Origin of the sequence: Rickettsia hoogstraalii, from assembly GCF_000825685.1 — a bacterium.
GTDB lineage: Bacteria > Pseudomonadota > Alphaproteobacteria > Rickettsiales > Rickettsiaceae > Rickettsia > Rickettsia hoogstraalii.
Map to the genome: position 1 here is coordinate 88905 of NZ_CCXM01000001.1, position 20083 is coordinate 108987.

The window sequence follows — 20083 nt, forward strand, 5'->3', positions numbered from 1 at the left end:
TTACATTTTTTAAACTTGATAAATATTATTACACTACACTCTAAACTCTTATTCCTTGATTTAGTTTGATCTCAGATACTTGCTTTACTGCACTTCTTATTTCTTGAGCTATTTCTGAGCTTGGACTTACATATTGCATTACTTGTTTATCTTTTCCTATGGCATTTAAGTAATCTTCAGGGATAAGATGGCTTTTGCCTTGAAAATCATATATTACTATATCAGAAAATTTTTTATCACCAAGATTATAATTAGGATCAAATTTATTCTTCATAATTTGTAAATCTTTCTGTATCTTCTGCTCTATTGCTGCTATGCAAATCTTGTTACTGTAGAGCATACAAGAATCTATACCTTTTTCTCTGTAGATTTGTATTGCGGTATTGATATTTTCTTCTGTGCCAAACTTTGCTAGAGCTATTATTTGCTGTTGCTGCAAATTATTTAGTTCGTTATTATCGTTATTTGCAAATTTTGAACATAGTAATTCTATAGATTTAATTTGTGATTTTCTATTATCATTTGTTTTCAATGATGATTTAAGTTCAGCTACATTACTAGCTGCTGTTAATTTTGCTATTTCAGGCTCTAGAAGATTTCTAATAGATTCTGCTCCTTGAGATTTTAACATATCATTAAAATCGCCTTTTTCTGGTGGTCGTATTATTGATACAGTCGCTCCTTTGCTAATTAATTCTTCTTGAGCCTTAATTACAGTATTAACTGATACTGCTTCTTTACCATCATTATCGGCAGCAATTATTATTCTTTCTCCTTTGATAGGCTCATAGTTCCTGATGTTACTTATACCTAAACTACAAAGAATTTTGCCTTTAATACCAGCTTCCGCAATGCTTAAAGCCGTCTCTACCACTTCTGCTATAACCGTTACATTACTTGCTAAATTATTGCCATCTTTACTGCTTTGTACGTTCTGCTGTTCGTTATTTTTATTAATCTCAACAAAAGAACCTCTGATTCTACCAAATGAACGTTTATTAACCTCAATATCAGCTTTATTATTTGTGTCTTTGTTTAAATAAATTGATTGTCCACCAGTAATATTGCCATCTTTATTTCTAGCAAAAACAATTAATGCAGGATAATATTGTTTACTATTACTATCCCACATCATATCAGTTCTAAGATCAAAGCTTAGTTGGTATCTTGTTAATACTTCTTTAATTCCACGATGTTCTGATAAATATCTTTTTGCTACATTATTTGGCATGACATATTTTACAGAGTCTGATTTTTCATATAATCCTATAGCTCTCTTAATTTTTACTGTTTCAGCCTCTTGTTCTGTTTGAGTTTTAATTTGTTGATTTTTATTTGCTGCTAGATCTTTACTGTTTGTTGACACACCAACCATATTTTGTAAATATTTCTTAGCTTCTACAAAATCACAATTTTTTTCTCTTTGTACTAAGGTAAATAAATCTCCTCCCTCTCCTTTACTAAAATCATACCAGATGCCGGCTTTACTGCCATGTATCTTCATCACTATTTTGCCATCTTTCTCCCAGCGGAGTAACTGGCTATTTGATAAATGCTTATTTGGACTACCAAGTAAGCTTCGTCCTATTTCTTCAGCTTTAAATGATAATTTTTGTTTTAATTCCAGTGCTTTTTGTTTATTAATAGAATTATAATCTATTTTATTCTTTGCCATAATATCCTCTTGTAACTTAACACTGATTGTTGTATCTTGTTTATTACAATTCTTGAGATTATAAGAAGAGCTTTTCCGCTCTTCTTGGGCTTTATGGCTTGCGGTAAGATTTGTGCTAGTGCTTCTTAGGATTTCTGCTACTTTAGCAGGTGGTCTTGAGCTTATTCTTAAGTGATAATAGTTATCATTACTGTGTAATCTATCCTTAATATCTTCTACTACCCCTTTAAACCAATCACCTACTTTATCTATAATATTAGGACTCTTATTTTCTTGATCTTGAATCGCTACTAATTCTTCTAAAGTTTTTAAATTAATGCTAGATAGCCTATTATCTATTTTGCTAAGTTGCGATATTAAACTGGTCATATTCCTGGTAGCTTTCCTATTATAGTAAAGTTTTACCTCTTCTATATGTCTAGTCATGGCTACATAAGAATTTCTGCTATTTCCTGCTAGATTATGTAATACATAGACATCTTTAATTGAGGCTCCTTGTGCTTTATACACTGTAGAAGCATAGCCATGTTTAAAGCTTACATCTTGAGGATTAAATTCTATTTCTTTCCCTATATCGAGTTTAGTAAAAATAGCTTGATGACGAATAATACGATTTAATACTCCATCGCTATTCTTAACAATCTCAAGATGGGCTAGCTTACATATTTTATTTTGCTCTGCTATTTCATTGATAATACTTCTCATTCTAGTAGGGCCAACATGCTGCTCAGGGCTAAAGCTTATCGGGTCTACTCTGATTTCTAAACCTAATTTAGCAAAATATTTATTGATTACTTCTTTAGCTCTCTCATGAATTATCTGATCTTCTGAGATAATGAATGCTTTGCCTTTAACTCTGGCAAATTTAGGATTTAAATCTACTGCCTTAGCTCCCAATGTTTTTCCGTCTTTTGCAAATCTTCTGGTAGTAACAAGCACGTGGGCATGCCAATTCTTTTCGTACGTCTGTGGCTGATGAATATCAACTTGAACTCCTAGACCATTTTTGACCCACCCCATCTCTTCAATGATTTCATGAGTAATGGCTATCCTATCATTTAAATCTAGTTCTTTATCATCAGGTAGAGCTATAACTACATCTTTTAATAATTGACTATTTTTTCTTTTTTCACTCCTTTCCACTTCATTCATCAAGATACTTGGATTTTTGAATTTCTGGTCTACGTGGCTAGGTAATAATACTGCATGGTAAACATTATCGCCTTTTGTGCTAAAATTATAAGTAATGTTAGTTCTCTCATCTTTAATAATCAGCCTTGCATTATAGGCAGCTTTAAGGCAAGCATTTTTACCTTCACTCCTACTTACTATTTCTATTCTTGCAAACTGTATCGCCATAGTTTGTTAATTCTAATAATGTTCAATCTATCATTGACATTACCATGCAATCTTAAAATCATCCACTGAAATCCAGAAACATATGAACCAGCAAGCAAATAATAAACCTTTAGGTTTATATATTGCGTGGTACTTTGTTTATGCAACAAGTACCAACCTCCTATTCATTCCTTTTGTACATAGTTGATGAATAATCATCATCTTTAATTTGTTTTTGTTGATCTTAGTTTTGCTGGTTCGGTTAGGTATAGGGATTATCTTAATTTTGAATGGCTTGTTATTCTACCAATATGTCAGACTTTACAAGCTTACAAGTTGTATCAAACATTAGTCTGTTTTAGAAAAAGTTTATAGAATTTCCTAGCACTTATAGTTATGAAGTTGACTTCCATAATTTATTGATGATTCATAATGATTATAATAATCATGAAAAAACTATCTATATGGATAATGTCATAAAACGTAGATTAAAATTAGAACAAAAAAAGCTCAAATTATTACTGAAGAAGCAAGACTTAAAATTCAAGGTTTAATTGAAATCGGCGGCTTAGTTGTTAAAGCTAAACTTGATGATTTACCCACTAACAGTTTACTAGGAGCTTTTGTTTCTTTAAAAGAAAAATTAATACAAAATCCTAATATCCAAGATCACTGGACTAAAATCGGCAAAAATATTTTTGATAATCACGAATTAAGATAATTTAATATTAATATCATATATAAAAATTTTTAATATTTAAATTAAGGAGTAGATAAATTGTATATTATCTGATACCATTATATGGTATTTAAAACAGTCAAGTAATGATAGAATATATTAAACATAATGAAGGAACATTTACTTCATTAACAACAGAACAAAAAAAAGCTGTAGGATTATTATCAATTGGAACATTTTTAGAATATTTTGATCTGATGCTATATGTTCATATGACAGTTTTATTAAATGAATTATTTTTTCCTAAGGCAGACCCTCATACTCAAGCTATTTACTCTGCTTTTGCATTTTGTTCTACTTATGTGATGAGGCCTGTTGGAGCCATAGTTTTTGGCTTAGTTGGTGACATAATTGGTCGTAAAGCAACTGTAATTATTACTACATTCTTAATGTCGTCTTCATGTCTTGCAATGGCGCTTGTCCCAACTTATGCTGAGAAAGGACTCATTGCTACTGTGATAGTTATAACATGTCGTATTATTCAAGGTCTATCTTCTATGGGTGAAATAGTTGGAGCACAACTATACTTACTAGAAATAACAAAACCTCCTATACAATATCCTATTGTTCTAATGACATCAGTATTTGCTAATTTAGGAGGAATGATAGCCTTAGCTGTTGCATCTTTAGTCACCTCATTTGGATTTAATTGGCGTATAGCGTTTTTGCTTGGAACTATAATAGCAATTGTTGGAGCAGTTGCTAGAACTGCACTTCGAGAAACTCCTGAATTTGCTGATGCAAAACGCCGCGTTAAGAAAAATATTACTTTAATACAAAAAACTACAGATAATCCATTAAAAGATAATCTTATTTACAATGAAAGGGTCAATCTAAAAACAGCCTTCTTTTTATTATTAATATCATGTGGTTGGCCAATATGTTTTTATTTTACTTATATTTATTGTGGTGAAATTTTAAAAAATTCTTTTAATTTTACAGCAGGAGCAGTTATTCATCACAATTTTATTGTAGCAATAGTAAATTTTTGTGCTTATTTAATATTAACTTATTTAAGTTATATTATATACCCATTAAAAATTCTTAAGATTAAATTAGTAATATTTTTTATTTTTGCTCTCATTTGTCCTTATTTACTAAATAATATTACTACTTCTGTTCATTTGTTCTTAATTCAATCATTTGTAATGTTATTTTTTCTTAGTGCCAATCCAGCTATGCCAATTTTTCTAAAGTATTTTCCAGTTTTTAAACGTTTTAGAACAGCAAGTATAATTTTTGCTTTATCGACTGTTTCCATGAATATTATTATATCTTTTGGTCTTGTATATTTAACAAAATATTTTGGCCATTGGGGAATACAAATGATACTATTTCCAATAATAATAGGATTTACACTTGGATTAAATTATTTCAATAATTTAGAAAAAAATAAAACATCATGTTTATTTTAGAAACAAAAATAGAAGAATTTATTTTAGATAATTCAGATCTAAAAGATGTTCATGCTGCGACCATATTTGCTTTTGATGATAAAAAATTAACAACATCATTTTTTGGTAAAACACGATCTGAATCAGGTAAATCAGAAGAAAATAATAGCATTTGGATCAGTTTAGGATTTAAAAGTAATAATCATTATCAATGGACTACTCCAGAAAGAATCGTTTCACCGCAATATTTCCGTGATCATCATATCCCTCTAAAGCAAGATAATGGGATAATCAGTTGTGGAAATCCAGTAATTACTTTCTTGAATAATCAGTTACTCATTTTTAGTAAAATTGGACCTTATCCAAGAACATGGAGTGGAATATTATCTCGTTCTTATGATCAGGGATTAACATGGCAAAAACCAGAACTATTACATGGTATTCTAGGACCAGCACGTAATAAGCCACTAATTTATGAAAATAATATTTTATCTCCGTGTTCTCGAGAAAGTTGTATTGATGATTTTTCATATATAGAATATTCATCAGATTTACATACATGGAATTTAAGTAATCCTATATTACCATCCAACCCTCAAATTTTTCAAAAAGGTTACAGAGGTTTTATACAACCAACTTTAGTTAGTAGTAATTTACCAAATAAAATCATAATGTTAGTAAGACCTAGAAAAACTGATTCCTTAATTTCTACTTACATACACAGATCAATATCTATAAATAAAGGAATATATTGGAGCAATTTAGAACCAGTAAATTTATTAAATCCTGATAGTGCTATTGATGCTATTAATTTAAGTAGTGACGCATTGCTACTTGCATATAATCGAGTAATCAATAATCATAAATCACGAAATATATTAAGTGTAGCTACATCCTATGATGAGGGGTTAAATTGGCACCCTATCACCATTAGAAATTCTATCTATCCTGAAGGGGATATAGAATATAGTAACATCCTGTCTGAAGAATATTCATATCCTGCTATTATTATGAGTCCTGATAACAATGAAATTCATGTAATATATACATTTAATAGAATTAACCTAAAGCATAAAGTATTTCAATTACTACCAAAAAATCTACTCTATAAATAATCAAGTAGTACGCTAAATTATATTTATAGCTTCAGTGTTGTGTTTAAAATAACTCCAAAATTTTCTAAGATTATTAGTGAATAATGTATTTTCCTTTACTCTATTGTTATGTGTAGCATTTAAACATAATCGATAAAAGTGTTTTTCTAATGATGAAATGCCCAAGTAAGGCATCAAAACAATAAAACTCATTAAAGTTTCATTTACAATTTTCTGAGCTTTTTCAGGAGATTTAGCACCTATTGTCTGTATATTATGCAGTCTATCAAATAACTTTATCAGAAGTACATCATGTTTCTTCTCTTTGTATAACATTTCTACCATTTCAGCAGAACTAATCTTTATACCATTCTCCTTAATCCTCGTCAAATCCATTACTTGATTGGCTATATCCTCTCCAAATTCTTGTAATATTTTCTCCTTGGTAAGTTCTGTATCCTCTATAGTATCATGCAATATACTAGTAACTAGTATATCTGTTCTAAATAAGTAATCTGATATCATATATGCTACTTCTATCGGATGTGAATAAAATGGTTCTCCTGATTGACGCATCTGACTACCATGATATTTCTTAGCATAGTATATAGCTTTCTTTACCTCCAATACACCCACTGGTGGTACTTTTACTACACTATTTAAATATATTACTTTATCTAATAACTTCTTAGCATAAATACATATCTCAAAATTTGTTTGATAACCTTCTATCTTTTTCATTAATGCTTATTAATTATTTTTAATACTTTTTACCTCAGTACAGGACAAAGAGATTAACAAACCCGAGTTGCTAATTAATTTATAAGAGCAGAGCTAGATTTTATGAACGTTTGAGGTTAATTTTAACATTAAAACACTCAATAAAAACTATATTTTTAGAAATATTTTTGTATTAAAAATGTTTTAGTATCGAGTCTCACATGGAATCAGCTTTAAATATAGCTTTTGCCAGTATAATTAATTGGCAACTCGGGTTTGTTAATCTCTTTGTCCTGTACTGAGCTTTTTACCTAACTTTTCCAATCCTATACTTTTTGTATCGCTTGTTATATATACAATATTATTAATTTGTAATAATATAACCTACCTTTAGATATACACTCGCTACATACAAAATCCTGAGCGTCCTCACAATCGTGATCATTGTTTACTATACTAGGAGATAAGGTGGTGGGTGATAGAGGGATCGAACCTCTGACCTTTACGATGTCAACGTAATGCTCTAACCAACTGAGCTAATCACCCTTAGAGCCTATCAGTAAATAAATTTTAATTAGTAATTAAAGAGCTTTTTTAGCGAAAATTAATAAGATTTTTGTAGGAATAGTTATTCATATTTCAAAAAAATCTTATAATTTGCAGCAAAAAAGAATTAAATTATCGGTTAAAATTTATTTACTGATAGGCTCTAATAATTTTAAATTCTATATTTATTGCATAATGTACTAGATTTCAAGCTTTATTTCCATTATTTATAATATTTTATTATTTAGTCTATAATTTTATGGTGGATTTAAAAACTAAAGCATTTGATATTTCTAAAAATTTTACTATTTCTCTTGACGGTCCTGCTGCTTCAGGTAAAGGGACTATCGGTTTAATATTGGCAAAAAATTTTTCTCTTAAATATTTTCAGTCAAGTATTGTTTATAGGCAGCTTGCTTTTGACTGTATTAATCAAAAAATAGATGTCACTGATATAGATGAGGTGATTGCTTTATCTAAAGAATTAAAGCTCGATAATAATTTTGACTTAGAAAATGAGGATATAGGGAATATAGCCTCGCAAATTGCCGTAATAAGCGAAGTTAGAAATAATCTAAATAAATATCTGATTAATCTAGTAAAAACAACGCCAAGAATCATTATGGAGGGTAGGGATATAGGTACCGTTGTTGCACCTGACGCCGATTTAAAGATTTTTATCACTGCAAATCCTCAAATTAGGGCTGAAAGACGATATAAGCAGTTGCAAGCAAAAGGAAAAACATGTATACTCGATGAGATTTTACGGCAAATAATTTTGCGAGATAAAAGAGATAAAGAGCGAAAAGCCGCACCGTTATTACCGGCTTCAGGTGCTTTAATTATCGATACTTCAGAGCTTTCGGCTATAGAAGTCGTAGAAGAAGTAACAAATTACATAAAGAATAAAATAACTTGAAAAAGTGCTAAGTTATTTTATTCGATTTTATGGCGTTGTTGCGTGGCTAGTATGTTTATTGCCGCTTTTAGCGGCGTTGTTGCATAGCTCGTTTATGTCATTCCCGCGAAAGCGGGAATCCAGTAAAACATATAAAAAACTTATTTTTTTATTAAATATGTAACTTCTATATCAATATTGAAGTTATTTTTCGGATTCCCGCCTACGCGGGAATGACATCGAGCGGTTTTTTTGAGTCAGACAACAACGCCCTTTTAGCTAGGAATGACATAAAACGCTTTTTTTAGCCATGCAGCAGCATCCAATTTTATTAACCCTTTAAAAAATCTTATTAGCCTAAGCACTTTAGCTAATATTACGAGAAAAATATGTCAATAAAACTAAAACAACGATTTGTTCCACAACTTGCAGCAATTAATCACGAATTTGAAGAAGATTTTTCTAAAATGCTTGAAACCGTTGATACAAGTCATATAAAAGAAAAAACGGTAGTTAAAGGTCAAGTAATCGAAATAAAAAACGATATGGTTATTGTTGACGTTGGATTAAAAAATGAAGGTAGAATACCTAAGTCTGAATTTTTAGCTTTACCTGAAGTTGGGGACGTAGTTGAAGTTTTCATCGAGAAAATTGAGGGACGTAACGGCAGAACGATATTGAGCCGTGAAAAAGCAGTTAAAGAAGAATTATGGGGACAACTAGAAATCATGTACTCCAAGGGTGAATTTGTCGACGGTACGATTTTCGGTCGTGTGAAAGGAGGCTTTACCGTGGATTTATCCGGTGTAGTAGCATTCTTACCGGGAAGCCAAGTTGACATTAGACCTATTAAAGATCCTACTTCTATAATGAATATTAAGCAACCGTTTAAAATTTTAAGCATGGATAAAAAGCTTGGTAATATAGTAGTTTCAAGAAGAGCTATTTTAGAAGAATCACGTTCCGAAGCTAGAGATGAGATGCTATCTAAAATTAAAGAGGGCATGGTGTTAAAAGGAACCGTAAAAAACATTACTGATTACGGTGCATTTATCGATCTTGGAAGTGTTGACGGTTTATTACATTTAACCGATATTTCTTGGGGAAGAGTTAACCATCCTTCAGAAGTATTAGAATTTAACCAAAAGGTTAAAGTAATGGTTATTAAATTTGATGAAAAAACCAAAAGAATATCTCTTGGTATAAAACAACTTGATTCTAACCCATGGGAAGCAATTAAAGAAGAATTCCCCGTCGGCAAAAAAATGACCGGTAAAGTTACAAATTTTGCTGATTACGGCGTATTTATAGAATTAAGAGACGGACTTGAGGGACTTGTTCATTCAAGCGAAATTAGTTGGTTAAAATCTAATCAAAACCCTAGAAAAACGCTAACTATAGGGCAAGAAGTAGAATTCGTAGTTTTAGAGGTCGATACTGAAAAGCATCGTGTTTCCTTAAGTATTAAACAATGCCAAGAAAATCCTTTAATAAAGTTCGCTGAAAATAATCCTGTCGGTACTATAATTAAAGCACCGATTAGAAATATTACGGATTTCAGTATTTTTGTTGCACTCGGTAATAATATCGACGGCATGATTCATGAAGGTGATATTAGCTGGGAAGATAAGGGAACAGATCTATTAAAATCATACAAGAAAGGTGACGAAATAGAATGCAAAGTTCTAGCCATTAATATTGAAAAAGAACAAGTTAGCTTAGGTATAAAACAATTGTCGCCTAATCCATATCAAGAAATCAGTGACGAATATAAAAAAGGCACAATAGTTAAAGCCCTTATAACTGAAATTAAAGATGATGGACTCGAAGTACTATTAAACAATAAAGTAGCAGGTTTTATTAAAAAAGCTGAATTATCTGATGAAAAAGACGAGCAGAAACCTGAAATGTTTAAAATAGAAGAAGAAATAGAAGCAAAAGTTACTTCTATTGAGAAATCCGGTAGAATTTTATTATCGGTAAAAGCTCATAAAATAGCAGAACGTCAAAAAGCTCTCAAAGAATATGGTTCTAGTGATAATACCACCAATATGGGAGATATACTTGCTAATGCTTTAGAAGATAAGAAGTAAGCAATCATCACTGCGAGCAGGCTTTGCCCGCGTGGATATATCATCGTCATTGCGAGCGACCGTAGGGAGCGTGGCAATCCAGTAAAAATAATTAAAAAAATTCTGTAAATCAGAATTTTTAACTGGATTGCTTCGTCAAAACTTACAGTTTTTCCTCGCAATGACGAAACATCATATAATCAATTTCAGGAGAAAATATTAATGTCGTATGTACCGATAGTAATTGAACAAACATCATGCGGTGAACGTGCTTATGATATATATTCAAGATTGCTAAAAGAACGTATAATCTTTGTATGTAGTACTGTTGAAGATAATATGGCAAACTTAATCGTTGCACAATTATTGTTTCTTGAAGCAGAAAATCCTAAAAAAGATATATATATATATATAAATTCTCCTGGAGGAGTTGTAACTGCAGGGCTTGCTATTTATGATACAATGCAATATATAAAACCTAAAGTAGCTACATTATGTATAGGTCAAGCTTGTTCTATGGGTTCACTTTTACTTTGCGGAGGCGAGAAGGGAATGCGTTATAGTTTACCTCATAGCCGTATTATGATCCATCAACCGTCAGGAGGTTATAAAGGACAAGCTACCGATATAGAAATTCACGCTCAAGAAACCCTAAAAATCAAAAGGTTACTTAACGAATTGTATAGTAAACATACTGGACAAGAGTTAAAACATATCGAAAAAAGTATGGAACGTGATAATTTCATGTCACCGGAAGAAGCAAAGAAATTTGGAATAATCGATAATATAATTTCTTCTAGAGATGCTATGACAATGTCAGCAAAATAAAGAATTGGTATTGCTAACTAAATATAGATTCGTCATTGCGAAGCCACGAAGTGGCTGTGGTAATCCAGAAAAATAATAAAAAGTGCTAATTCTAATATTTTCTTACTGGATTGCTTAGTCAAAAATTTTAATTTTTTCGTAGCTCAGACGTTAATTGCTAATTAATCTATACTTAGTTAGCAATGCTTAAAGAATTTTATAAAAAAATCTTATAGATTTAGTTTTATTATTATAGTATAAGAGAATTAATTTGTTATTGGGGTCATAGCTCAGTTGGTAGAGTGCTTGAATGGCATTCAAGAGGTCGAGGGTTCGATTCCCTCTGGCTCCACCATGTCTTATTTCTATTTCAATTTATAAACACTTCAAACAGTAAACATATTATACACTAAGGACTTTATTCCTTTTTAGATTAGCTTTAACTTACTTAGTGAATTAATTAAGAGGCTATAAAATGAATAAAGTAATTACACAATTATCAGAAATTAAATTAGTCGGTATTACAGCCCGCGCACCTCAAACGCCGCAGAAATGAACGCTGATACTGCAAAAATAGGGACAACAATGCAGCAATTTTTTGCAGGCAAATTACAAGATAAAATCCTAAATAGAAAAACTCCGGAAAAAATTTTTGCAGTTTATACAAATTATGAGAGCGATGTTACCGGGGAATATACTTACTTTCTTGGAGAAGAAGTTACTTCTTTTGAGAATATAGATAAAGAATTTTCAACTCTTACTATTCCAATGCAAACTTATGCAAAATTTACATCAGGTCCCGATCAAATGCCTAAAGTCGTTATTGATATGTGGCAAAAAATATGGAATATGAATACGGCAATGTTAGAAGGTGAAAGAGCTTACATAGCTGACTTTGAAATATATGATGAAAGAAGTAGTGATTTAAAAATGCTATAGTTGATATTTATATTGGTATTAAAAATACTTAACAGTTAAACTAGGCTATATGCTTTATCGGCAAGTTTCAAAAATAACTCATTTTCTATTCTATCCTCAAGATTCCAACAGATAGCTAACATAAGCTGGACAAAATACCAGCTTCTAACCTCTTGTAATTTAAAGACAAAATAATTTGCTACAAATTCGGTATCTTTCTCTATATCCATAATAAATGCACATACTTCATTTATAGGATATCCAATTACTCCTTTAGGGTCAATTACTACCCAATGCTTACCATTTTGTAATATATTCTCATGATGTAAATCACCGTGAAGTAAAATTTGAGGCTCAGTATTTTGAAGAAGCTCATCTCTCAATTTTCTTGCCTTTTGTAAGTAAGTTTTAGGCAAATCCCATTCTTTATCCAAAGCTTTCAGCTGATCCTTGATATTAGGGAAGTGATGAATTTCTGGTATAGATGCTCTGTGCAGCTTGCTCATAACAGAACAAGCTATAGCAATTTTGTTATCTGATGAATATTCTTTTGAAATACCAGGAACGGCTCGCTCAAGCAGTAAAACTTTATCTTTTTGGGCTAGAATAGTTGCAGCACCAAACCCTGAAAAAACTTTTAAAGCCTCCGCTTCGTTTGTTAGGTCTTTAGCAGTAAAGCTTAGCTTCAGTATAATAGGCTTATTATTTTGATAACCAGATAAAACATAATTGAAAGATAAATTATCTATAGGCTTAAGGTTAGACAAGTTCTATTCTTGAGCTAATTTTGATACAATTTTCGGTAGTTTTTCAAGCCAGATTTCCCCTTGCTCTTTATATATACTAATTATATTATTTCTAAATCTATCCATGTTATAGATTATATATGAATATACATTTTTAACTGGTTAGAAGAACCGCATATAAAAGAGTTTTGGGATAATAGTAAAGAGCATAAAGAGGATATACTGAATTTTATTACCAGCAGAAAACAGCATTATTTTTATGGAACAACTAATTACTGGATTGGTTTCATAAATAATGAACCGTTTTGTTTCATTTTGTCGGACATTCTTCAAAAGGATCAAGATTTATCAGATATTCAACGGAAATATTTGTCTAAATCAGGTCATACAATAACTCTTGATTTCGGCATAGGTAATAAAAACTTTTTAGGCAAAGGGCTAGCTAGCTCTACTTTAGAATTGTTTGTAAAATTTTACCATAAATCCGTTGATTCGCTAAGCAGAACTTTTTTTATTGATCCTGATGAAAATAATCCGCGAGCTATACATGTTTATAGTAAAGCCGGTTTTAAACAAGTCGGAGAGTATAAAGCACAAAGCGGAGCATTTAAAGACAATACAAGTTATTTAATGGTAAAAAATATATGAGTACAAATTATATTTTAATTCGTGATGCTAATAATAACGATATTTCTGCTATGGTTTCTTTATCTTACGCTAAACGCCGTAGCTATGAGAAAGCACAACCGCAATTTTGGCGATATAAAGAGGGGGCTGAAGAATCGCAAAGTAAATGGTTTAAGGAATTATTATTACAAGATGATTATATAATACTGGTTGCAGAAGATGAAAATAAAATGCTTGGTTTTATTATAGGAAGATTAATAGAAGCCCCGGAAGTTTATGACCCGAAAGGACTAACTCTAATGATTGATGATTTTTGTGTTGAAACCGAAAATGATTGGTCTTTTGTAGGAGGACACTTAATTGAAAAAATTAAGCCCAAAGCTAAGAGCAAAGGGGCTAGTCAAATATTAGTAGTTTGCGGAGTACATGATGAACCTAAACGCCAATTTCTAAAAGCACTTGGACTAAATGTCGCTTCAGAATGGTATAATGCTACTATATGATATTATTGTAATTTATTGAAGAGTTTCTTAAAATTATGCTCTTCTAAGATAAAATTAGGATATTAGCAGGATAAATTATTTATTATATACTATTTTAAGGATAATTTAGTAATATTCATCCAAAGTTTTTTAAATAATATAGATATAAAATGAACATGCAGTAAAGATATATCTATATGACTATACAATTATATTTAAACAATACATATCTATTTGAGTCTAAGACCTCTATTTTAAATTATGGTGAAGATGAAAAGGGGAAATTTATAATATTGGATCAAACTATATTTTATCCGCAGGGCGGTGGGCAACCTTCAGATCAAGGAGTGATTCAAAATGATTACTTTGAGGCAAGTGTTACTTTAGTACGTCAAGTTGATACAGAGATTCGTCATTATATAGGTGCAGCATCAAACGAAATTCTGATAAATTCTATAATTAATTGTTTGGTGGATAAAAATAGACGAATGTTAAATAGTAGGTATCATACTGCTGCACATTTACTTGGAAATATTGTTGAAATACTTTATCCTATGCTTAAAGCCGTTAAAGGTCATTTTTTTCCGGGAGAGGCTTATGTTGAATTTCAAGGTGATGTGCCGGTGGATGTAACGCAAATTCAAAATACAGTTGATCAAACTATAGCTAAAAATAATAAAACAGAAATTTTTGAAACTGATCCTGCTTCTTTTGAGCGACAATTTTATAAGCTTCCTTATATCATTCCGGAAAATAAAAAGTTCCGGGTTATACGAATAGGTGATATGGCACCGGTGCCTTGCGGTGGTACGCATTTATCTTCTATTACTGAAATTGGTAAGATACTTATTGGTAAAGTTAAACTTAAAAATAATATTGTTCGTATTTCATATGAGGTGACATGAAGTTCATATCGCTTGTAGATACTAAAAATCAAAACGTCATAACGATTGATGAGGATAGTCTTATCTTACGCATTTGAAATAAATGAGCAAGTAAAAGAAACAAGACTTAAGCCTTATATGGCCTCGGTACTATATGAAATGTTTAGCAAACACCCTATACCGTTACCTTATGAACAAATTACTGAAATTCTAAGGCAGCACCATCTCATTGTTTCTGACTTAATGCGTATGCATCGTAGATTATCAGAAATCAGATTGTTTATTGCACAATTTCATCCAAATTTAGATGATATAATATTGAACACAAGAGGGGTAGGGTATAGTCTACCGTTACGTTTTAAAAACTTACATCAAATAGAACCTAAAGAAAATATTAAGTTCAAAAATCAGGAAATCAATAAAGCTATAGAAGCTTTGCATGGTTTAATCCTTGATGCAATTGACATGACTTCCAAAAGCAAAATCATATACTCTCCGCTAGGCTATATTATGAATCGTGAGCCTGTAAAACAGATTATCGTAGAAAAAATCTCTATATTTAATGAATGTGAGCAAATCATACTAAAAGAAATACGCACGCATGAAGCAGAGTTTATTAGTTTAAGAATTGCTTATCTTCTTGTAAAACTAAAAACTTTTATAGGTCTTGCTCGCATTTCCGAATATCCCATCTCAGAAGCACAATGGTTAGATTGGTTTAAACAAGAAGTATGGTTGTTTTTTGATCAACTAAAAAATTTAATAAGATCAGTAGAGAATTTATAACTAACTATATAGTAAAGCAGCAAAACTTCATAGAACCTAGATTCTTGTGTATGTTTTCTAATTGATTTACTATTTTGAAGTATTTTTTAGCAAAAATTAATAAGATTTTTGCAGGAATAGTTATTCATATTTCAAAAAAATCTTATAATTGCTAGCTGCAAATAACCAAAATTAAATCTTTTTAGAAAACATACGCAAGAACCTAATATGCATATAAATTTTACCCCGCTTTCTACTTCTCATTTTTCGCTTCTTTTAAAATGGCTAGAAATGCCGCATGTAAAGCTATGGTGGGATGAGGATATAAAGTGGAGTTTAGAACTAATCGAACAAAAATATTCAAGCTATGTCAGAGGGTATAAGCTAGAAAATAATAGATATCTTTCCAAACCAGCTTATAGAGAGGAATTTAAAGGATACACGGAACACAGCACCGCAGCGTATATAGACAATCGTGCAGATGCGAGTACCGGATTGACGTCTAAATTACCTCTAGAAGCGAAGTTTGAAAAGATATCTAATGAGCCTAAAAATATACAAGCTTATATTATAGAAGCAGACCGTATTCCTATAGGATACATCCAAATTTATAATGCCTATGATTTTGAGCGTTCAAAGCCCCTTAATAAACTTACCTTCAAAACTTGCAGCAATCGATTTCTTTTTAGGCGAAGTTGAATACTTAAACAAAGGAATTGGGCTACTTGCTTTAAAAAATTTTTTAGAAAATTTTATAGATAAGCAATATACTCATATTTTAGTTGATCCCGATAGAAAAAATATCGCTGCTATTAAAACTTATGAGAAAGCAGGATTTAAAATAATTCAAAATAATAAAAATGAAACCTTAATGCTTAAAGAATTATTTATCTAATTCCTATCATCTTTAACTAAAAATCTCTTCTTTTTTGCTTACAAAAGGACGGGCATCATAAAATAATTCTATACGAGAAATAAGCCCATCATTAAATGATAATAATGAAGCACCTCGAAAAATACCGATAGGCTCCGGGCAGTCAAATTCAAGCGCTAGCATCACTTTATCATTAGAAGAAAATTTTTCGCTGATTTGTGAGATTTTTAAAAAACATAGCAAAATTTTTAGCAGCTCCTACAACTGATTCTTTACCATCCATAACTGATAATGGTCCTATAAAATGAATATTAGGATGCAAGCATGTGGCCATCTCTTCAAACTTCTTAGCACGCATAGAAGTATAGTAAGATACTGCTGTGTTTAGATTTTTATCAGTCATATTATTCTCTACTAGTTTTTATACTTATGATATATTATTTTAAATACAATGTTAAGAGTAAAAAATGATTACTAATATTAAATATGAAATAGTCAAAGAAATATATTTTGCAAAGCTAGGTCCTGTGAAGGAAAATTAAATTAATCTATTTTTGCTATTTTTTGCTGCAAATTATAAGATTTTTTTGAAATAGGAACAACTATTACTACAAAAATCTTATTAATTTTCGCTTAAAAATATCTAAAAATATAAATAATTTAATTTTCCTTCACAGGACCTAGAAATATTGTTATAGATTATCTATAAAAAGAATTAGTGAGTAAAATGTCAAAAGATCAAAATTTAGATATAGAAAGAAAACAAGATCATATTGAAATTAACCTTACGAAAAACGTTGAATCTACGCTTACAAGCGGTTTTGAATCTATTCAATTTATTCACAACGCATTACCGGAAATTAACTACGATAGCATAGATACTACTACTACTTTCCTTGGAAAATCTTTGCAAGCACCTATTCTCATTTCTAGTATGACCGGAGGCACGACTAGAGCCGGAGATATTAACTATCGACTTGCACAGGCCGCTCAAAAAGCCGGAATTGCTATGGGAATTGGCTCTATGCGGGTTTTGTTAACGAAGCCGGATGCGATCAAGACATTTGCGGTAAGGGATGTTGCTCCCGATATCCCATTACTCGCCAATATCGGTGCAGTGCAGCTTAATTACGGAGTGACACCAAAAGAATGTCAGTATTTAGTTGATGCTATTAAAGCCGATGCTTTAATTTTACATTTGAATGTATTGCAGGAGCTGACTCAGCCGGAAGGTAATAGAAACTGGGAAAATCTGCTACCTAAGATAAGAGAAGTGGTTAATTACCTCTCTGTCCCTGTAATTGTTAAAGAAGTAGGATACGGTTTGTCTGAAAAAGTTGCTGAAAACCTCATAAGGGTAGAGGTTAAGGTTCTTGATATTGCAGGGAGCGGTGGAACATCTTGGAGTCAAGTAGAGGCTTATCGTGCTACAAATTCGTTGCAAAATCGTATAGCTAGTAGCTTTATTAACTGGGGAATCCCGACTTTAGATTCTCTAAAAATGGTGAGAGAAGTTTCGGGGGACATTCCGATTATTGCTAGCGGTGGGTTAAAGTCCGGTATTGACGGAGCAAAAGCAATCCGTATGGGAGCTAGTATTTTTGGACTTGCCGGTCAATTATTAAAAGCGGCAGATACTTCAGAAAACTTAGTTTCCGAAGAGATACAATTGATAATCGAGCAGCTTAAAATTACCATGATATGTACTGGATCACGTACTTTAAAAGATTTAGCAAAAGCAGAGATTAGGTTGTAGTAATTACTACACATTAAAAAACCTCTACATATTTTAAATTAGTGATTAATAAGTAAGCGTGGCAGGAATTTAATTATCTTTTTATAAAACCGTTACTTGTCACATACATCATTCCATCAACTGTATGATCACCTAAATAATATTCAATAGGTGGATATCCAATACTCCAATCACTAGCATCAAGGGTAATAGGCACAAGAATTTTTTTGAAAGAGATTTTAGAAAAATCTTCGACTTCTACAGGTGAAAAAGGAGAATTGAACTCCTGAATACTATAATTATCTCCTTGAACTACTCCGCAACTTTGACATGCGGACATAAAATATCGTGCATTTACTATAGCAGAGTAATTTATAGCATAATTATTAGTATATTTTAATATTTCTGAATAAGCAGGCGAAGAAATATCTTGTATATAGGAAATAATTGAAACATAATCCATACAATCAAATACCAGTTTACTTACCTTATTACTATCTTCTGCTATTTCACTTTCTTCATATTTAATACTTCAAAATCTTCAGGCAATACAATAGCATTAATTTTAGTATTTTTACCGCACTTAAAACATTGACGTTGTGTTTGTGCTAAGTAAAAATATGGAGCTTTTAAGTTAAATAATGATGTGAGAGGTAACCATCTTGCAAAAAAATCTATATTTACACCGTTAGGTACAAACCAGCTCTTCTTTGCCGAATCCCATTTAGCTCCCAAGCGTTTTGCTTGGTCTTTTTCATGATAAGGAACATTTAAATATGTTTTTTGATTAGAAGTTAGAATTTTACTTTTTTTAAATAATCTTTCACAACATTTTATAAATATTTTACCTAAAAAAGTTAAAAACTTTATAAGCAAAAAGCAGAACTTAGCCAAGAGTTCTACTATAGTCATCATAATATATATTTTAATAATTTCAGTATTTACGTTTTATACTATTCTTAAATATATTCAATTATTAATTACTGTTTTTAGGATTTATAATTAAGGGAAAAAATATTCTTGAAATATTTTTTACATTCATAACTCTTTTCTTAAATATAATTTAGCCATTTCTCCGGAATTATGATAACCTAGCACTTCATAAAATATATGTGTTCCATCCTTAGCACGCCGATAACCAGAAGTAAGATCAACGATTACGGGGCTATATTTTTTTGCTATTTCTTCTAAATATTCCATAAGCTTTTTACCTATTTGCTTCCCACGATAATTTTCATCAACAATTAATGCTTCAATATGAATTCTAGTTTTGTCTAAAACAAAAAGCAGTGATTTAGACCAAGCAATAAGCCCAACTATTTTATTATCTAAACTAGCTATGGCAATACCATACCCATCACTATTTATAAAATTCTTAAAACGTGCTGTTAATTCTTCTGAACTAGAAGAATAGCCAAGCTGAGCCATCAAAGGTAAAATATTTGTAATATTATCAAGAGTTGCCTTATGAATATTTATATTGTTCATAGTTTACTTTTTTTATTAATATTACATGCTCTAAAATTCTCTCAGCTACAACATTTGCTGTTAGATCACTAACATCTATTTCTAACAAATGAGGATGTGAGATATTAATTAACTCTGCATTACTTTCAATTCGTAGGGATTTATAACGCAAAGCTCTATCGAGGCTTTGTACTCGTTTATTATTTTCTTCTTTTGAAATCACTAGCTTTACCGGCACAAAAATAGAACCACGCTGCAAAGCCATATTCTCTACTTGTTTAAACAACTTACGATCTCCTTCG

At 31.1% G+C, this 20083-nt stretch carries 22 protein-coding genes, 2 tRNA genes and 2 pseudogenes; 15 read left to right on the forward strand and 11 right to left on the reverse strand.

Features of this window, described 5'->3' with window-relative positions:
* Window positions 1–40 precede the first annotated feature (40 nt).
* Complete coding sequence (locus tag BN1174_RS00470; protein WP_040255710.1) at window positions 41–3034, reverse strand: MobA/MobL family protein; 2994 nt, start codon at window positions 3032–3034, stop codon at window positions 41–43.
* A 443-nt stretch (window positions 3035–3477) separates the two neighbouring features.
* Here BN1174_RS00470 and BN1174_RS08110 point away from each other — a divergent pair.
* From BN1174_RS08110 to BN1174_RS00480, 3 genes and pseudogenes are all read left to right on the forward strand, one after another.
* Window positions 3478–3734: pseudogene (locus BN1174_RS08110) on the forward strand (conjugal transfer protein TraD).
* A 104-nt stretch (window positions 3735–3838) separates the two neighbouring features.
* A complete protein-coding gene (locus BN1174_RS00475; RefSeq protein WP_040255712.1) occupies window positions 3839–5167 on the forward strand; it encodes an MFS transporter in 1329 nt (442 codons plus the stop codon).
* Complete coding sequence (locus tag BN1174_RS00480; protein WP_040255714.1) at window positions 5155–6261, forward strand: exo-alpha-sialidase; 1107 nt, start codon at window positions 5155–5157, stop codon at window positions 6259–6261. The genes BN1174_RS00475 and BN1174_RS00480 overlap by 13 nt, the downstream gene beginning before the upstream one ends.
* 12 nt (window positions 6262–6273) lie before the next feature.
* On the opposite strand, the gene BN1174_RS00485 is transcribed toward BN1174_RS00480, so the two are convergent.
* Both BN1174_RS00485 and BN1174_RS00490 read right to left on the reverse strand, forming a co-directional pair.
* Window positions 6274–6981, reverse strand: a complete 708-nt coding sequence (locus BN1174_RS00485) for an HD domain-containing protein (protein ID WP_040255716.1) — start codon at window positions 6979–6981, stop codon at window positions 6274–6276.
* Between the two features lie 448 nt (window positions 6982–7429).
* A tRNA-Val gene (locus tag BN1174_RS00490) sits at window positions 7430–7506 on the reverse strand.
* A 259-nt stretch (window positions 7507–7765) separates the two neighbouring features.
* Between BN1174_RS00490 and cmk the strand changes: the two genes are divergently transcribed.
* Both cmk and BN1174_RS00500 read left to right on the forward strand, forming a co-directional pair.
* Window positions 7766–8425 carry a (d)CMP kinase gene (gene cmk, locus BN1174_RS00495; protein ID WP_040255718.1) on the forward strand — a complete coding sequence of 220 codons (660 nt, stop codon included), beginning with the start codon at window positions 7766–7768 and terminating at the stop codon, window positions 8423–8425.
* A 368-nt stretch (window positions 8426–8793) separates the two neighbouring features.
* Window positions 8794–10497: a 30S ribosomal protein S1 gene (locus BN1174_RS00500; RefSeq protein WP_040255720.1), complete on the forward strand. Its 1704-nt coding sequence runs from the start codon at window positions 8794–8796 to the stop codon at window positions 10495–10497.
* On the opposite strand, the gene BN1174_RS09460 is transcribed toward BN1174_RS00500, so the two are convergent.
* Window positions 10410–10658, reverse strand: a complete 249-nt coding sequence (locus BN1174_RS09460; protein ID WP_156138409.1) for a hypothetical protein — start codon at window positions 10656–10658, stop codon at window positions 10410–10412. The two genes, BN1174_RS00500 and BN1174_RS09460, sit on opposite strands and share 88 nt — an antisense overlap.
* 40 nt (window positions 10659–10698) lie before the next feature.
* Between BN1174_RS09460 and clpP the strand changes: the two genes are divergently transcribed.
* From clpP to BN1174_RS00515, 3 genes are all read left to right on the forward strand, one after another.
* Complete coding sequence (gene clpP / locus BN1174_RS00505; protein ID WP_040255722.1) at window positions 10699–11304, forward strand: ATP-dependent Clp endopeptidase proteolytic subunit ClpP; 606 nt, start codon at window positions 10699–10701, stop codon at window positions 11302–11304.
* A 258-nt stretch (window positions 11305–11562) separates the two neighbouring features.
* A tRNA-Ala gene (locus BN1174_RS00510) sits at window positions 11563–11638 on the forward strand.
* 197 nt (window positions 11639–11835) lie between these two features.
* On the forward strand, window positions 11836–12222 hold the full coding sequence (locus BN1174_RS00515) for a GyrI-like domain-containing protein (RefSeq protein WP_231555697.1): 387 nt from the start codon (window positions 11836–11838) through the stop codon (window positions 12220–12222).
* Window positions 12223–12257: 35 nt separating this feature from the next.
* On the opposite strand, the gene BN1174_RS08115 is transcribed toward BN1174_RS00515, so the two are convergent.
* Window positions 12258–12968 (reverse strand): aminoglycoside phosphotransferase family protein, encoded by a 711-nt coding sequence (locus tag BN1174_RS08115; RefSeq protein ID WP_231555698.1) that lies wholly within the window; start codon window positions 12966–12968, stop codon window positions 12258–12260.
* Window positions 12969–13097: 129 nt separating this feature from the next.
* Here BN1174_RS08115 and BN1174_RS00530 point away from each other — a divergent pair, with 129 nt between their 5' ends.
* The 6 genes and pseudogenes from BN1174_RS00530 to BN1174_RS11200 all read left to right on the forward strand — a co-directional run bounded on the left by BN1174_RS00530 (window position 13098) and on the right by BN1174_RS11200 (window position 16600).
* On the forward strand, window positions 13098–13595 hold the full coding sequence (locus BN1174_RS00530; RefSeq protein WP_408005879.1) for a GNAT family N-acetyltransferase: 498 nt from the start codon (window positions 13098–13100) through the stop codon (window positions 13593–13595).
* Window positions 13592–14077: a GNAT family N-acetyltransferase gene (locus BN1174_RS00535; RefSeq protein ID WP_040255724.1), complete on the forward strand. Its 486-nt coding sequence runs from the start codon at window positions 13592–13594 to the stop codon at window positions 14075–14077. The genes BN1174_RS00530 and BN1174_RS00535 overlap by 4 nt, the downstream gene beginning before the upstream one ends.
* 176 nt (window positions 14078–14253) lie before the next feature.
* Window positions 14254–14961 carry an alanine--tRNA ligase-related protein gene (locus tag BN1174_RS00540; protein ID WP_040255726.1) on the forward strand — a complete coding sequence of 236 codons (708 nt, stop codon included), beginning with the start codon at window positions 14254–14256 and terminating at the stop codon, window positions 14959–14961.
* Between the two features lie 48 nt (window positions 14962–15009).
* Window positions 15010–15726 carry a hypothetical protein gene (locus BN1174_RS00545; protein ID WP_040255728.1) on the forward strand — a complete coding sequence of 239 codons (717 nt, stop codon included), beginning with the start codon at window positions 15010–15012 and terminating at the stop codon, window positions 15724–15726.
* A 207-nt stretch (window positions 15727–15933) separates the two neighbouring features.
* Window positions 15934–16089, forward strand: a pseudogene (locus BN1174_RS13315) (GNAT family N-acetyltransferase); the annotation flags it as partial.
* A gap of 241 nt (window positions 16090–16330) precedes the next feature.
* On the forward strand, window positions 16331–16600 hold the full coding sequence (locus tag BN1174_RS11200; protein ID WP_231555700.1) for a GNAT family N-acetyltransferase: 270 nt from the start codon (window positions 16331–16333) through the stop codon (window positions 16598–16600).
* Window positions 16601–16612: 12 nt separating this feature from the next.
* Here BN1174_RS11200 and BN1174_RS09465 read toward each other — a convergent pair whose 3' ends face one another.
* Both BN1174_RS09465 and BN1174_RS00555 read right to left on the reverse strand, forming a co-directional pair.
* Complete coding sequence (locus BN1174_RS09465) at window positions 16613–16762, reverse strand: hypothetical protein (protein WP_156138410.1); 150 nt, start codon at window positions 16760–16762, stop codon at window positions 16613–16615.
* Between the two features lie 10 nt (window positions 16763–16772).
* Window positions 16773–16982: a nuclear transport factor 2 family protein gene (locus BN1174_RS00555; RefSeq protein ID WP_040255730.1), complete on the reverse strand. Its 210-nt coding sequence runs from the start codon at window positions 16980–16982 to the stop codon at window positions 16773–16775.
* A 324-nt stretch (window positions 16983–17306) separates the two neighbouring features.
* Between BN1174_RS00555 and fni the strand changes: the two genes are divergently transcribed.
* Entirely contained in the window at window positions 17307–18335 is a 1029-nt protein-coding gene (gene fni, locus BN1174_RS00560) for a type 2 isopentenyl-diphosphate Delta-isomerase (protein WP_040255732.1), read from the forward strand.
* A gap of 73 nt (window positions 18336–18408) precedes the next feature.
* Here fni and BN1174_RS00565 read toward each other — a convergent pair whose 3' ends face one another.
* From BN1174_RS00565 to BN1174_RS12860, 4 genes are all read right to left on the reverse strand, one after another.
* On the reverse strand, window positions 18409–18777 hold the full coding sequence (locus BN1174_RS00565) for a hypothetical protein (RefSeq protein ID WP_040255733.1): 369 nt from the start codon (window positions 18775–18777) through the stop codon (window positions 18409–18411).
* Between the two features lie 41 nt (window positions 18778–18818).
* The gene (locus BN1174_RS00570; RefSeq protein WP_197062016.1) at window positions 18819–19229 is read right to left on the reverse strand and encodes a DUF5710 domain-containing protein; all 411 of its coding nucleotides are present in this window, start codon (window positions 19227–19229) and stop codon (window positions 18819–18821) included.
* Between the two features lie 123 nt (window positions 19230–19352).
* Window positions 19353–19802 carry a GNAT family N-acetyltransferase gene (locus BN1174_RS00575; protein WP_040255737.1) on the reverse strand — a complete coding sequence of 150 codons (450 nt, stop codon included), beginning with the start codon at window positions 19800–19802 and terminating at the stop codon, window positions 19353–19355.
* On the reverse strand, window positions 19780–20046 hold the full coding sequence (locus BN1174_RS12860; protein WP_040257768.1) for a hypothetical protein: 267 nt from the start codon (window positions 20044–20046) through the stop codon (window positions 19780–19782). The genes BN1174_RS00575 and BN1174_RS12860 overlap by 23 nt, the downstream gene beginning before the upstream one ends.
* Window positions 20047–20083 lie beyond the last annotated feature (37 nt).